At 73.4% G+C, this 12,832-nt stretch carries 13 protein-coding genes; 6 read left to right on the forward strand and 7 right to left on the reverse strand.

Features of this window, described 5'->3' with window-relative positions; translation table 11 throughout:
* Positions 1 to 11: 11 nt before the first annotated feature.
* The 3 genes from EAH89_RS05575 to EAH89_RS05585 all read right to left on the reverse strand — a co-directional run bounded on the left by EAH89_RS05575 (position 12) and on the right by EAH89_RS05585 (position 3,345).
* Positions 12 to 479, reverse strand: a complete 468-nt coding sequence (locus EAH89_RS05575) for a (2Fe-2S)-binding protein (protein ID WP_140881802.1) — start codon at positions 477 to 479, stop codon at positions 12 to 14.
* A gap of 165 nt (positions 480 to 644) precedes the next feature.
* Positions 645 to 2,861 carry a xanthine dehydrogenase family protein molybdopterin-binding subunit gene (locus EAH89_RS05580; RefSeq protein WP_140881803.1) on the reverse strand — a complete coding sequence of 739 codons (2,217 nt, stop codon included), beginning with the start codon at positions 2,859 to 2,861 and terminating at the stop codon, positions 645 to 647.
* A 13-nt stretch (positions 2,862 to 2,874) separates the two neighbouring features.
* Positions 2,875 to 3,345, reverse strand: a complete 471-nt coding sequence (locus EAH89_RS05585; RefSeq protein WP_140881804.1) for a (2Fe-2S)-binding protein — start codon at positions 3,343 to 3,345, stop codon at positions 2,875 to 2,877.
* 371 nt (positions 3,346 to 3,716) lie between these two features.
* Here EAH89_RS05585 and EAH89_RS05590 point away from each other — a divergent pair, with 371 nt between their 5' ends.
* The 6 genes from EAH89_RS05590 (at position 3,717) to EAH89_RS05615 (ending at position 9,548) form a co-directional block, all read left to right on the forward strand.
* Positions 3,717 to 5,042 (forward strand): ABC transporter substrate-binding protein, encoded by a 1,326-nt coding sequence (locus EAH89_RS05590; protein ID WP_140881805.1) that lies wholly within the window; start codon positions 3,717 to 3,719, stop codon positions 5,040 to 5,042.
* A 12-nt stretch (positions 5,043 to 5,054) separates the two neighbouring features.
* Positions 5,055 to 5,990, forward strand: coding sequence for a branched-chain amino acid ABC transporter permease (locus EAH89_RS05595; protein WP_140881806.1), 936 nt, complete (start codon positions 5,055 to 5,057; stop codon positions 5,988 to 5,990).
* Positions 5,987 to 6,934: a branched-chain amino acid ABC transporter permease gene (locus EAH89_RS05600; protein ID WP_140881807.1), complete on the forward strand. Its 948-nt coding sequence runs from the start codon at positions 5,987 to 5,989 to the stop codon at positions 6,932 to 6,934. Before EAH89_RS05595 ends, EAH89_RS05600 begins: the two co-directional genes overlap by 4 nt.
* On the forward strand, positions 6,931 to 7,713 hold the full coding sequence (locus tag EAH89_RS05605; protein WP_140881808.1) for an ABC transporter ATP-binding protein: 783 nt from the start codon (positions 6,931 to 6,933) through the stop codon (positions 7,711 to 7,713). Before EAH89_RS05600 ends, EAH89_RS05605 begins: the two co-directional genes overlap by 4 nt.
* Positions 7,706 to 8,380: an ABC transporter ATP-binding protein gene (locus EAH89_RS05610; RefSeq protein ID WP_140881809.1), complete on the forward strand. Its 675-nt coding sequence runs from the start codon at positions 7,706 to 7,708 to the stop codon at positions 8,378 to 8,380. Before EAH89_RS05605 ends, EAH89_RS05610 begins: the two co-directional genes overlap by 8 nt.
* Positions 8,381 to 8,552: 172 nt before the next feature.
* Positions 8,553 to 9,548: an MBL fold metallo-hydrolase gene (locus tag EAH89_RS05615; RefSeq protein ID WP_140881810.1), complete on the forward strand. Its 996-nt coding sequence runs from the start codon at positions 8,553 to 8,555 to the stop codon at positions 9,546 to 9,548.
* A 41-nt stretch (positions 9,549 to 9,589) separates the two neighbouring features.
* On the opposite strand, the gene EAH89_RS05620 is transcribed toward EAH89_RS05615, so the two are convergent.
* From EAH89_RS05620 to EAH89_RS05635, 4 genes are read right to left on the reverse strand one after another with little or no spacing between them, the layout of a single operon-like run.
* Entirely contained in the window at positions 9,590 to 10,300 is a 711-nt protein-coding gene (locus EAH89_RS05620; RefSeq protein ID WP_241666871.1) for a GntR family transcriptional regulator, read from the reverse strand.
* A 35-nt stretch (positions 10,301 to 10,335) separates the two neighbouring features.
* Positions 10,336 to 11,025: an amino acid ABC transporter permease gene (locus tag EAH89_RS05625; RefSeq protein WP_140881812.1), complete on the reverse strand. Its 690-nt coding sequence runs from the start codon at positions 11,023 to 11,025 to the stop codon at positions 10,336 to 10,338.
* Between the two features lies 1 nt (position 11,026).
* Positions 11,027 to 11,860 carry an ABC transporter substrate-binding protein gene (locus EAH89_RS05630; RefSeq protein ID WP_140881813.1) on the reverse strand — a complete coding sequence of 278 codons (834 nt, stop codon included), beginning with the start codon at positions 11,858 to 11,860 and terminating at the stop codon, positions 11,027 to 11,029.
* A gap of 31 nt (positions 11,861 to 11,891) precedes the next feature.
* On the reverse strand, positions 11,892 to 12,782 hold the full coding sequence (locus tag EAH89_RS05635; protein ID WP_140881814.1) for a dihydrodipicolinate synthase family protein: 891 nt from the start codon (positions 12,780 to 12,782) through the stop codon (positions 11,892 to 11,894).
* Between the last annotated feature and the right edge of the window lie 50 nt (positions 12,783 to 12,832).

Consider the following 12,832-nt stretch of genomic DNA (forward strand, 5'->3'; position numbering starts at 1 on the left):
CGCGTCGTCCCTCAGCCCGTGGTGCCGGCGGTCGCGGCGGCGGCCTGGTGGATGCCGGCGCGGACGCGGTTGAAGGTGCCGCAGCGGCAGATGTTGGTCATCGCCTCGTTGATCTCGTCGTCCGTCGGCCGCGGCTTCTCGGCCAGCAGCGCCGCCGCGGCCATGATCATCCCGGACTGGCAGAAGCCGCATTGCGGCACGTCCAGCGCGCGCCAGGCCACCTGCACGGGGTGGTTGCCGTCGGGCGAGAGGCCCTCGATCGTCACGATCTTCTGGTCCTCGGCCACCGCCGAGACCGGCAGGGAGCAGGCCCGGATCGCCTGGCCGTCGAGGTGGACGGTGCAGGCCCCGCACTGCGCGACGCCGCAGCCGTACTTCGTGCCGGTCAGGCCGACATGGTCCCGGATCGCCCAGAGCAGGGGGGTGTCGGGCTCCGCGTCCACCTCCACGGTCTTGCCGTTGATGTTCAGCCTGGCCATCGCGGTTGCCGCCCTCGGACGTTTTCGTTGCGTCGACTATCGACAACCCGCGCCCCCCCTGCAAGCCCGACCTGCGGCGGCCCGGCCCGCGAGGGACCGGCCGCGGCGGGGGCGCCCGCGGGCCGCGGCGACCCGGGCGCGGCGGAACCGCGCCCGGCCCGCCCCTCAGGGGAGCGGCATTCGCGCCGCCCCGCTGAGCGCGGCCTTGACGCGCTCGGGCGTGAAGGGCGCGCGCCGCAGCCGGGCGCCGGTCGCGTCGAAGATGGCGTTGCCGAAGGCGGGCGCGATGACGGCGGCCGCCGGCTCGCCCGCCCCCCACATCGGCTGGTCCGGCCGGTCGAGGATCTCCACCGTGATCCGCGGCACCTCGGGGAAGGTGATCAGCGGGTAGCTCTCCCAGTCGAGGGTGGTGATCCGGTTCCCCTCCCAGGCGATCTCCTCGCGCAGGCACCGGGAGAGGGTCTGCACCACGCACCCTTCCGCCTGCTGCCGGACGCCGTCGGGGTTGATCACCTGCCCGCAGTCCTGGGCCAGCCAGGCGTCGGTGGCGCGCACCGTCCCGTCATCCAGGTTCACCTCCGCCGCGATGACGCAGGCGACGTAGGTGCGGGTGTTGTCGTAGCGGATATAGGCGATGCCCCGCCCGCGCCGGATTGGGCCGGACGCCTCGCCCCTCGGCGAGGGCCGCCCGTCCCAGCCGGAGACCCGCGCCGCCGCCTCGATCACCGCGCGCCCGCGGGGGTCGGAGAGGTGGTCGAGGCGGAAGCGCACCGGGTCCTTCCGCGCGGCCGCCGCCAGCTCGTCCGTGAAGCACTCCACCGCAAAGCAGTTCTGCACCCGCCCCGGCGTGCGGATCCAGGAGGGGCGGAAGGGCGTCTCCGCGATCCGGTGCACGACCGTCCGGGCGGCGGGGATGCCGTCGTAGGGCGGGTTGGAGTTCGCGTGCCAGTTCCCCGAGCCCGGCGCGCCGCCGTCCTCCTTGTCCAGCAGCGCCGACGCCGTGGTGCGGAGCAGCGTGACGGTGGAGTGCGGCACCCAGGACTGCGAGTCCCAGGCGGCCATGCGGCCCTCCGCCGTCAGCCCGCCCTTGAGGTCCATGACGGTGGGCGGGCCCTTGGGCTCGGAGCCGTGCTCGTCGTGGCGCATCCATTGCAGCCGGACCGGCCGCGGCGCCACCGCGGTTGCGATCACCGCGCATTCCGACGCCGCGTCCTCGAGCCCGTTCCGCCCGAAGCAGCCGGAGGAGTGGTGGTAGAGCACCCGCACCGCCTCGTTCGGCATCCCCAGCGCGCGCGCGATCTGCGCCCGGAGGTCAAAGGGCGCCTGGGTGCCGGAGTGCACGGTCAGCCGCCCGTCGGCAAGCTGCGCGACGGCGCAGGAGGGGCCGATCGTGCCGTGGGTCTGCACGGCAAAGGCGTAGCTCGCCTCCAGCGTCGACGCGGCCTCGGCCAGCGCGCTCTCCGGGTTGCCCCGGTTGACCGTCACGTCGGCCCGCACGGCCGGCGTGCGCCGCGCGACATCGTAGACCTCCTCCATCGAGGGAATGGCCTTGCCCGCGCTCCAGGTTACCGCCAGATCGCGCGCGGCGCGCACCGCGTCCCACTCGCGCTCCGCCACCACCGCCAGCACGCCGCCCTGGCGCACGAGGCGCGCGGGGATGCCGGCGATCGAGGCCTCGTCCACCGCGACGGGCTCGGCGCCCAGCGCGGGCGCGTGGATCACCCGGGCGTGCAGCATGCCCGGCAGGCGGACGTTGTGGATGTAGTCGCCGCCCGCCGTCAGCTTGTCCACCAGGTCCGGGCGCGGCAACGACCGCCCCGCCACCTTCCAGGCCGCGCGGTCCTTCACGCGGGCCTCGGGGTCGATCGCGACGTCGAAGCGCCGCCCGCCGACGAGTTCCGCGTAGCTCACCCGCCGCCCCGGGTCGGAAGCGACGCGCACCGCGCCGTCCACCGTCTCCACGTCGCCGGTCGCGACGCCGAGGCGCTCGGCCCCCATCCGGGCGAGGGCCGCGCGCGCGGTCGCGGCGGCGCGGCGCAGGCGCGGCCCCACGACCTGCAGCGTGACGGAGCCGCCGGTCAGCCCGTGGTCGGCCGAGCGGTCGGTGTCGGGGAAGGGCAGGTGGACGGCCTCGAAGGGCAAGTCGAGCTCCTCCGCGGCGATCTGGGCGAGGGCGGTGCGGATGCCCTGGCCGAACTCCGTCTTGCTCGTCAGCACGGCGCAGCGGCCGTCGGCGCCGATGGCGAGCACGCCGTCCACGTCGGTAGCGGGCGGGTCGGCCAGGTTCGTCTGCGCGCCCACCGGCGCGCCGCGCAGGCCGAGAGCCACGAAGAGGCCGGCGCCGGCCGCGAGCACCGAGCGGCGGGGAAGGATCGCGTTCATCGTCCCGGCCTCCTCAGCCCGCCATCGCCGCGGCCGCGCGCGCGACCGCCGCCACCATCCGGTTGTGCCCGCCGCAGCGGCAGAGGTTCCGCGCCAGCGCCTCCTTGATCTCGCTCTCGCTTGGCCGCCGGTTCTGCGAGAGCAGGTCGGCCGACTGCATGATCATGCCGTTGGAGCAGTAGCCGCACTGCCCCGCCCCTTCGGCGTTGAAGGCGGCCTGGAGCGGGTGCGGGCTCTCCTTCGTGCCGAGCCCCTCCAGCGTCGTCACGGACTGCCCCTCCACCGCCTCGGCCGGGTAGGAGCAGGAGCGCACGGCGCGCCCGTCGATCAGGACGGTGCAGGCGCCGCACTGCGCGAGGCCGCAGCCGAAGCGCGGCCCGTTCAGCGCGAAGGGCTCCTCCCGCAGGAGGTAGAGCAGCGGCTGGTCGGGGGCGGCGGGCTCCGCCTCCGCCGGACGGCCGTTCAGCGTGAAGCGCAGGGTCATCGAACCTCTCCTCCCGCCCCTGTTCCGGGGCTTTTCTCCCGTTGCCGAACCCGGCCCGTCGCCGGCACGCGCCAGCGCCCCCGCCGCGCCCGTCATGGCGCGCCAGCAAGGCCAGGCCCGCGGCATCGTGCCCAAGGAAGGCGGGGCCCGTCCACTGATCGTCGCACGCAGGGCGGCCGGCGCGGCGGCGAGGCGCGCGCCGAAACGTCGCGCGGCGCCGCTTTGCCCCCTTCAAGCGGAACCGGATGTGTGATGACCTCCGGGATGAAGCACCGGGCTGGCCGGCGATGTTCCGTCGGCCGGAATCAACACGACGTTCGACACAACGATCCCGCCGGAACCAACCGGCGGGACGCTCCGGAGGAAGCGCCATGCCCGTCACGTCCCCCCTCACCCGCCGCGGCGCGCTCGCCGCCGGCTTCGGCTCCGTCCTGCTCCCGGCGGGCCTCTCCGCGCAGGCGCCGGCGGCCAAGCCGTCCGAGCTGAAGATCGGCATCACGACCTTTCTCTCCGGCCCGGCCTCTGTCTTCGGCGTGCCCGGCCGCAACGCCGCGGAGATGCTGGCCGAGGAGATCAACCGCGAGGGCGGCATCGGCGGCGTGCCGATCCGCCTCTTCTTCGTGGACGAGGGCCCGGGCATCGACCACCTCGTCGGCGAGTTCCGCCGCCTCGTGCAGAACGAGAAGGTGGACGTGATGCTCGCCTCCATCTCCTCCGGCTCCTGCCTCGCCTGCACGCCGCTGGCCGAGGAGCTGCGGAAGGTGACGCTCCTCTGGGACTGCGGCACCCAGCGCATCTTCGAGGAGGGGTCCTACAAGTACGCCTTCCGCAGCCAGGCGAACTCGACGCCCGAGATGATGGCCCCGCTCCTCTACCTGCTGAAGCACAAGCCCGACTTCCGCTCGCTGGCCGTGGTGAACCAGGACTACGCCTGGGGGCGCGATTCCTGGGAGCTCTGGAAGGCCGCGATGGACGTCCTCAAGCCCGGCGTGCGCGTCGTGGCAGAGCTCTTCCCGCGCTTCGGCGCGACAGACTTCTCGGCGGAGGTCACGCGCCTCCTCGCGCTGCGCCCGGACGTGGTGCTCAGCACGAGCTGGGGCGGCGACCTCGACACCTTCATCCGCCAGTCGGCGGAGCGGCGCCTCTTCGAGCGCTCGACCTTCGTCCTGCCGCTCGCGGAATCCTCGCTCGAGCGCGTCGGACGCCTGCTGCCGCCCGGGCACATCGTCGGCAGCCGCGGCGACCACTGGCACCAGCACCCGCGCCCGGCCGACCCGGCGGCGCTGCAGCGCTTCGTCGCCAACTACCGGCGCCGCTTCAACGCCTACCCGATCTACCCGACCTACCACATGGCCCAGGCCTTCAGCGCGCTCCGCGCCGCCTACGCGAAGGCGACCGCGGCGAACGGCGGCAACTGGCCGTCGGACGTGCAGCTCGCGGGCGCCTTCCCTGGGCTGGAGTTCGACAGCCCCACCGCGCGGCTGCGCATTCGCGAGGACGGCCAGGCGCTGGAGCCGCAGCTCATCGGCACGACGGCGCAGGACGATCGCTTCCCCTTCCCGATCATGGACCGGATGGTGGTCTTCCCCCCCGAGACGATCATGCCCCCGGTCGGCCAGAAGAGCCTCGACTGGATCCGCACGCTGACGGCCGACGCGGTGTCGCGCGTGCCGGACCCCGTCCGCCCGGCCGGCTGACGGGCGCGGCGCATGGGGGAATGGTTCGAGCAGAACGGCGCACTCCTCGGCCTCGCGCTGCTGGACGGCATCGCGAGCGCCGCGCTGATCTTCATGGTGGCCGTCGGGCTCAACCTCGTCTTCGGGGTGCTGCGGGTGCTGAACGTCGCGCATGGCAGCTTCTTCGCCATCGGCGGCTACATGGCCGCGTCCATCGGGCTCCTGATGACGGCGGTCGGGCTGCCGCCCTGGGCCTCCTTCGCGGCCCTCCTCCTGGCCGCGGTCGTGACCGGTGCGATCCTCGGCCCCCTCATCGAGCGCTTCCTGCTCCGCCGCGTCTACGCCGAGGAGTCCGTCCTGCAGCTCCTCGTCACCTTCGCGCTCTTCATGATCCTGGAGGACCTGCAGAAGATCGTCTGGGGCGTGCAGCCCGTCTCCTTCGGCGGCCCCGTCGCCCTGATGGGCACGGTGGACGTCCCCTTCGCCGGCGACGTGATCCCCTACAACGCCTACCAGGTGATCCTCCTGCCGGTCGTCGCCCTCCTCACCCTCGGGGGCCTCGCCTGGTTCCTGCGGCGCACGCTGGCGGGGCGCGTCATCGTCGCCGTCACCCTCGACCGCGAGGCGGCGACGGCGATGGGGATCGACGCCGGGCGGGTCTTCCTGCTGACCTTCACCTTCGGGGCCGTGCTGGCGGCGCTGGGCGGCGCGCTCTCCGCGCCCACCGCCTCCCTCGTCCCGGGCGTCGGCGCCTCCACCATCGTGCTCTCCTTCGCCGTGGTCGCGACCGCCGGGCTGGGGCAGATCGAGGGCGCGGCGCTGACGGCCCTGATGATCGGCATCGGCCGCTCCGTCGCCGTCACCTTCGAGCCGGAGCTGGAGGTGGTGGTCCCCTACCTCATCATGGTCGCCGTGCTGCTGCTCCGCCCGCAGGGCCTCTTCGGGGTGCCGGAGACGCGGCGGATATGAGGGGCCTGCGCCGGGCCGAGATCCTCATCGCCCTCCTCCTCGCCGCCGCCATCGTCCTCGCCGCCTTCTCGACGCCCTGGCTGCGCTTCGTGCTCACCGTCGCGCTCGCCAAGGGCGTCGCCGTGCTCGGCATCCTGCTGCTGCTGCGCGCCGGGCAGGTGAGCTTCGGGCACGCGCTCTACGTCGCGCTCGGCGCCTACGCCGTCGCCTTCCTCGCGCCCCGCGTGCCCGAGGCGGCGCTCCTCCTCCCCCTCGCCGCCGTCGTCGCGGGGCTGGTGGGCACGGTGGTCGGCCTCTTCGTGTCGCGCTACCGCGAGATCTTCTTCGGCATGCTGAACCTTGCGCTCAGCATGGTCTTCTACTCCGTGCTGGAGAAGCTCTACCACATCACCCGCGGCACGGACGGCATCCGCGTGCCCGCGATCACGGTGCTCGGCCAGCCGCTGGAGGGATCGTCCTACGACTGGGCGGTCTTCGCCATGGCGCTCGGCCTCGCCCTCCTCTTCGGCCTTCTGGCCCGGGCCTACCTCGCCTCCCCCGTCGGGCAGGCCCTGGCCGCGATCAAGACGCGCGAGACCCGGCTCGACTTCATGGGCGTCTCGCCGCGCCGCGTCCTCCTCTCGGCCTATGTGCTCTCCGCGGTCATGGCGGGCTGCGCGGGGGCGGTGATCGCGATGGCGACGCGCCACGTCACGCCGCTGCTCGCCTACTGGACCGCCTCCGGCGAGCTCGTCTTCATCGCCGTGCTCGGCGGCGCGGGCGGCGTGCTCGGCCCCTTCCTCGGCGCCGCGACCTTCGAGCTGGTGCGCGTCTACGCCGCGGCCACCGTCGCCGACGCCTGGGGGATGATCCTCGGCGCCGTGCTGCTGCTCGTCATCCTCTTCGCCCGCGGCGGCCTCTGGGGCATCGTCGCGGCGCGCCTCGGCCGGCGGCGCGCGGCGTGAGCGCCCTTCTCGAGGCGCGCGGCCTTCGCCTGGCCTTCGGCGGCGTGAAGGCCGCCGACGGTATCGACCTCGCGGTGACGGCGGGCGAGTTCCTGGCGATCATCGGCCCGAACGGCGCCGGCAAGACCACCTTCATCAACATGGCAACCGGCTACCTGCGCTCGCAGGGCGGCCAGATCCTCTTCGACGGCGCGGAGATCACCGGCCGCTCCCCGCGGGAGATCGTCCGCCGCGGCATCGCTCGCTCCTTCCAGCTCCCGCAGCTCTTCTCCGAGCACACGGTGGAGGAGAACGCGGCGTTGGCCATCGCCGCGCGGGACGGGATCTGGTCCCCCTTCCGCCCCCTGCTGCGCCCCGCCTGGCGGGAGGAGGCGCGCGACCTGCTGGACCGCTTCGGCCTGCTGCCCGCCGCCGCGCTCCGCGCCGACGCGCTGAACGAGGGCACGCGCAAGCTGGCCGACATCGCCATGGCCGTGGCGCTCCGCCCGCGCGTGCTGCTGATGGACGAACCGACGAGCGGCGTCGCCGCCTCCGAGAAGATGGCGGTGGTCGAGACGCTGGCGCGCGTCCTGCGGTCCTCCGGCGTGACGGCCGTCTTCGTCGAGCACGACATGGACGTGGTGGAGCGCTTCGCCGACCGCGTCGCCGTCTGGGCGCAGGGCCGCATCGCGGCGCTCGGCTCCCCCGCGGCGGTCCTCGCGGACCCGGAGGTGCAGCGGAACGTGATCGGGATCGCGCGGCCCGCCCGCGCCACGGGCGGGAGGGCCGCCGATGCTTGAGCTCCGCGCCGTCGCCGCCGACATCGCGGGCGCGCCGGTGCTGCGCGGCGTCTCGATGCATCTTCCCCCCGGCGGGCTCGTCGCGCTCATCGGGCGCAACGGCGCCGGCAAGACCACCACCCTGCGTGCGATCATGGGCCTGCTGCCGCTGCGCGGCGGCCAGGTGCTGCTCGGGGGCGAGGAGGTGACGGGCGTGCCCGCGCATCACCGCGCCCGCCTCGGCGTCGGCTACGCGCCGGAGGAGCGGCGCCTCTTCGGCCCTTTCTCCGTGCGCCAGAACCTCCTCCTGCCGGCCGAGGTGCTGCGGCTTCCCGCGGCGGAGACCGCCCGCCGCCTGGAGGCCGTCTTCACCTTCCTGCCCGAATTGGCGACGCTGGCGGACCGCCGCGCGGCCGGGCTCTCCGGCGGGCAGGGCAAGATGGTCGCGCTCGGCCGCGCGCTCATCGTCGGCACGCGCGCGGTGCTGCTGGACGAGCCCTTTCAGGGCCTCGCGCCGGCGCTCGCGCAGCGCTACGCGGACGCGCTCCGCGGCTTGCACGCGGCCTTCCCGCGCGTCGCGCTGCTGGTGACCGAGAGCAACCCGCAGCTTCTCGAGCCGCTGGTGGACACGACCTACGTCATCGAGCGCGGCGAAATTCTGACGGCGGACGCCGCCACCGCGGCCTAACGGGCGGGACAGCGGCGAGGCCAGGCGTTACGCTCGGCCGGCACGCCGCCGAAGGAGGTGAACGAGGCTCTCAGACTGCCGGCTGGGCCGCGGCACGCCGCCCCGCCGGAGCGACCCCGGGCCGCAGGACCGGGATCAGCAAGAAGAAACAAGCACGATGGAGGAAAAGAGCATGAACGGGCTTTCGAGGCGCGCCCTCTTGGGCGCCACCGCCGGGTCGGCCATCGCCGGGCTGGCGCTGCCCGGGGCAGAGGCCGCCGCCCCCTTCCGCAACGACCTGCCCCCGGCCTGGCACCGGTTCCGGATCGGCGAGTTCGAGGCGACGGTCCTCTCCGACGGCGCGCTGCCGCTCGGTGACCCCACCGACTCCTTCCTCGGGGTCGAGGCTGGCGAGATCCGCAAGATGCTCACCGACAACTTCCTGCCGCCGGGTGCGGCGACTCTCGCGCAGAACGCGCTCGTGCTGAACACCGGCCGCCAGCTCGTGCTCTTCGACACGGGCATGGGCGACAGCATGGGCGAGGCCAGCCGCATGTTCGGCCCGACCACCGGCCAGCTCCTGCGGAACATGCGCGCCGCCGGCATCGACCCCGCCCAGATCGACATGGTGATCGCGACCCACGCCCATTGCGACCACATCTGGGCGCTGGTGGACGCGAACGGCAACCGCAACTTCCCGAACGCCCAGGTCGCGATCGCCGAGGCCGACCTGCGCTTCTGGACGGACGAAGCGAACAAGCGCGGCCCGGACTTCATGACGGCCTTCATCGACGGCGCGCGCAAGAACCTGGCTCCCTATCGCGACCGCATGGTGATGGTGCGCGACGGCCAGGAAGTGATCCCCGGCGTGACCGCGGTCGCCGCCCCCGGCCACACGGTGGGCCACCACTGCTACATCATCAGCTCCGGCGACCGGATCGTCATGAACACCGGCGACCTCGCGCACCACCAGCTGCTGCTGCTGCGCCGGCCCGGGCTGGAGTTCTCCTTCGACACGGACCCGAAGCTCTCGGCGGTAACGAGGACCCGCCTGCTGGACCGCATCGCGCGGGACCGCTACGCGGTCCTCTCCTACCACTTCCCCTGGCCGGGCCTCGGTCACGTGCTGCGGGAGGGCGACGGCTACGGCTGGCTTCCGGCGACGATCAACACCACGCTCGTCGAGTAGCGGGGGACGATGCGCCGGGCGGCCTCCCCGCCCGGCGCCGCTCACCCCACCATCGTCAGCGTGAAGCGGGACAGCGAGCGGATATGGGCCTGCACCGCCCGCCGCGCCGCCCGGGCATCGCCGTCGATCAGGGCGTCCAGGATCGCGATGTGCTCGCTCGAGTCCGGCCCCACCCGGTCCGACAGCCAGGCGATCTCGAAGAGCCGCGTCGTGATCCGCAGGCTCTCGATCAGCCGGGCCATTACCTTGTTCCCGCAGTGCTCAGCGAGGACGCGGTGCACGGCGTCGTCCGAGGTCCAGTGCGCGTCCGTGTGGGCGGGCGCGGCGTTCAGCTCCACCGCCTCGGCGCGCAGCGCGCGCAGCCGCGGGACCGGGATCCGCCCCGCGGCTAGGGCCGCCGCCTCCGGCTCGAGGATCTCCCGAACCTTGAGGCTCTGCAGGTACTCCGCCAGCTCGACATGGCGGACGACGAAGGACCGGTTGGGCGCCTTCACGACCAGCCCCTCGCCTTCCAGCCGCTGTAGGGCCTCGCGCAACGGCGTGCGGGAGACGCCGAGCGTCTCGGCGAGGCGCTGCTCCACGATCGTCTCGCCGCCCTTCAGGCGCCGGTCGCGGATCATCTCCGACACCGCCCGGTAGGCGAGGCCGGAGAGGTTCAGCGAGCCCCCGCCCTCCCCGCCGCGGGCGCCGGCGGGGGGCACGGGCCCCTTCCCCTCCCGCCCGGCCTCGGTCTGCGCTCTGCGTCCGGGCAAGGATCCCTCCTGGGTCGCGGCCATCCGAGAGCCGCTCACCGGTGGTCGGCGGCTTCGCTCGCGTATCCCCGGCCGAAGCGCCGCTCCAGCGCGCGCTGCACGAGGTCCCAGGCCGTGGTCATCGCGAGATAGTAGAGGGCCGCCACCGTGAAAAGCTCGAGCACCAGGAAGCGCTCCTGGATGAGGATCTGCGTCCGCCGCAGGAGCTCGTCCATCGAGATCACGCTCGCGACCGAGGTCGTCTTCAGCAGCCCGTTCACGCTGTTGCCGAGCGGCGGGATGATGATCCGCAGCGCCTGCGGCCAGACGACCAGCCGGAAGACCTGCGCGCCCCGCAGGCCGAGCGCCCGCGCCGCCTCGCGCTGCCCGCGAGGCACCGCCTGGATGCCCGCGCGCACCGTCTCCGAGAGATAGGCGGCCTCGTTCAGCGAGAGCCCGAGCAGCGCCGCCACCGGCACCGAGAGCCGAATGCCGAAGAGGGGCAGCGCCGTGTAGATCACGAGCAGCTGCACCAGCACCGGCGTGCCCCGGAACAGCCAGCAATAAGTCGCGGCGACCCCCGACAGCAGGCGGCTCTTGGAAAGCCGCATCAGGGCCAGCCCGATCCCGAGCACCAGCCCGAAGGCCAGCGACCCCGCCGTCAGCCCCACCGAGAGGATCGCGCCCTCCAGCAGGTAGGCGTTCAGCAGGTAGTCGAGGAATCCCGGCCAGGACCAGACCTGCATCTCAGGGGGTCGGGCCGGTCACGTCGAAGGCCGCGTCCCAGCCGCGCACGCCGTAGCGCTCGAGCAGGGCGGCGTAGCTGCCGTCGGCCCGCATCTCCTCGAGCACCTTCGCCACCGCCTCCGCCAGCGGGCGCGAGCGCAGGCCGAAGGCGATCGGCGTGGGGAAGAGCCCGCTGATGGGGCGCGCGAAGTCCCCGCGCGTCTCGTACTCCTTGGCCGTGCTGTCGATCGACACCGCGGCGTCCACCTGCCCCACCCGCAGCGACTGGAAGGAGACGGCGAAGTTGTCGAAGGCGCGCACCGTGGGCGCGCGGCCGCCGGCGGCCGTCACCTGCCGCAGGATGTCCTGGGAGCGGTTGAACTCGAAGCCCCCCTGCTCCACCCCGATCGAGAGGCCCGCCAGGTCCTTCACCTCGCGGATGTTGCGGGGGTTGCCGCGCGGCACGGAGATCGAGATCGCCTGCTGCTCGTAGCGCACGAGCTGCATCAGCCGCGCGCGCTCCTCGGTGAAGAACATCCCGGTGTTGATCATGTCCCAGCGCCGCGCGGCCAGGCCCGGGATCATGGCGGCGAACTCCACCCGCACGTTCTCCACCTTCAGGCAAAGCCGCTTCGCGATCTCGGCGCCGAGCTCCACCCGCATCCCGCGCAGCGCGCCCGAGGAATCGACGAACTGCATCGGCGGCAGCGTCGGGTTCGTCGAGAGCGTCAGCGTTCCCGGCGTCACCAGCTCGGAATTGGCCACGCGCGGCGCGCAGCCGGCGGGCGCCTGGGCCAGGGCGGGCAGGGCAAAGGCGCAGAGCGCGACGCCGGCGAGAGCGGGGAGGAGGCGCATGGCAGGGGTCCTTGTCAGGGGGAAGGAGGGGTCAGGCGGCGAGGAGGCCGAGGCCGCCCAGCACGTCGCGCAGGGCCGCGTTGTCGGCTTCCGGCAGCGGCAGGCGCGGCGGGCGCGGCGGGCCCATGTCCATCCCGGCCATCCGCAGCGCCGCCTTGGTGCCGGAGACGTAGCGGGGCCCGCCGACGAAGGGCAGCAGCGGCGCGAGCTTGCGGTAGAGCGGCAGCGCCGTCTCGCGGTCGCCGGCGGCCGCGGCCTCGAACATCGCGGAGGACAGCGCGGGCGCCACGTTGGAGCAGACCGCGACCCAGCCCACGGCACCCAGGAAGGCGCTCTCGTAGCCGAGCACGCCCGCGAAGACCGTCATGCGGTCGCCGCAGAGCGCGAGGATGTCGCGCACCCGCGTCGGGTCGAGCGTGGATTCCTTGATGTAGCGGCAGTTGTCGATGCGCGAGAGGCGCGCGACGGTCGCCGGCAGCAGGTCCACGTTGGCGGTGGCGGGGTTGTTGTAGACCATCACCGGGATGCCGATCGCCTCGCCGATGCGGCGGTAGTGCTCGAAGAGCTCGTCCTCCGTCGGCACGGAGTAGAAGGGCGGGATCACCATCACCCCGTCCGCGCCCATCCGCTCCGCCTCGCACGAGAGCGCCACGGCCTCCCGCGTGTCCTCGCAGCCCGTGCCGACGATCACCGGCACCCGCCCGGCGCTCGCGCGCAGCACGGTCTCGACCACCGCCGCCCGCTCCTCGCGGGAGACGCTCAGGAACTCCCCCGTCGAGCCCAGCGGGATCAGGCCGCGCACGCCGTTGGCGATCTGATGCTCGACCAGCCGCGCCAGCGCCGCCAGGTCCGGGGCGGCGCCGTCGGCGGTGAAGGGGGTGACGAGGACGGTATGGGTGCCGCGGAAGGGCTCGGCGGTCATGCGCGCAGGACTCCAGGAGACGTATTCCATACCGAGTGTATACGATCCGG

It is taken from the genome of Muricoccus nepalensis (genome assembly GCF_006438825.1).
GTDB classification, from domain to species: Bacteria; Pseudomonadota; Alphaproteobacteria; order Acetobacterales; family Acetobacteraceae; genus Roseomonas; species Roseomonas nepalensis.

Coding starts and splice junctions, on each gene's coding strand:
- EAH89_RS05575 (WP_140881802.1), bottom strand. CDS start 479: ATGGCCAGGCTGAACATCAACGGCAAGACCGTGGAGGTGGACGCGGAG.
- EAH89_RS05580 (WP_140881803.1), bottom strand. CDS start 2,861: ATGAACGCGATCCTTCCCCGCCGCTCGGTGCTCGCGGCCGGCGCCGGC.
- EAH89_RS05585 (WP_140881804.1), bottom strand. CDS start 3,345: ATGACCCTGCGCTTCACGCTGAACGGCCGTCCGGCGGAGGCGGAGCCC.
- EAH89_RS05590 (WP_140881805.1), top strand. CDS start 3,717: ATGCCCGTCACGTCCCCCCTCACCCGCCGCGGCGCGCTCGCCGCCGGC.
- EAH89_RS05595 (WP_140881806.1), top strand. CDS start 5,055: ATGGGGGAATGGTTCGAGCAGAACGGCGCACTCCTCGGCCTCGCGCTG.
- EAH89_RS05600 (WP_140881807.1), top strand. CDS start 5,987: ATGAGGGGCCTGCGCCGGGCCGAGATCCTCATCGCCCTCCTCCTCGCC.
- EAH89_RS05610 (WP_140881809.1), top strand. CDS start 7,706: ATGCTTGAGCTCCGCGCCGTCGCCGCCGACATCGCGGGCGCGCCGGTG.
- EAH89_RS05615 (WP_140881810.1), top strand. CDS start 8,553: ATGAACGGGCTTTCGAGGCGCGCCCTCTTGGGCGCCACCGCCGGGTCG.
- EAH89_RS05625 (WP_140881812.1), bottom strand. CDS start 11,025: ATGCAGGTCTGGTCCTGGCCGGGATTCCTCGACTACCTGCTGAACGCC.
- EAH89_RS05630 (WP_140881813.1), bottom strand. CDS start 11,860: ATGCGCCTCCTCCCCGCTCTCGCCGGCGTCGCGCTCTGCGCCTTTGCC.
- EAH89_RS05635 (WP_140881814.1), bottom strand. CDS start 12,782: ATGACCGCCGAGCCCTTCCGCGGCACCCATACCGTCCTCGTCACCCCC.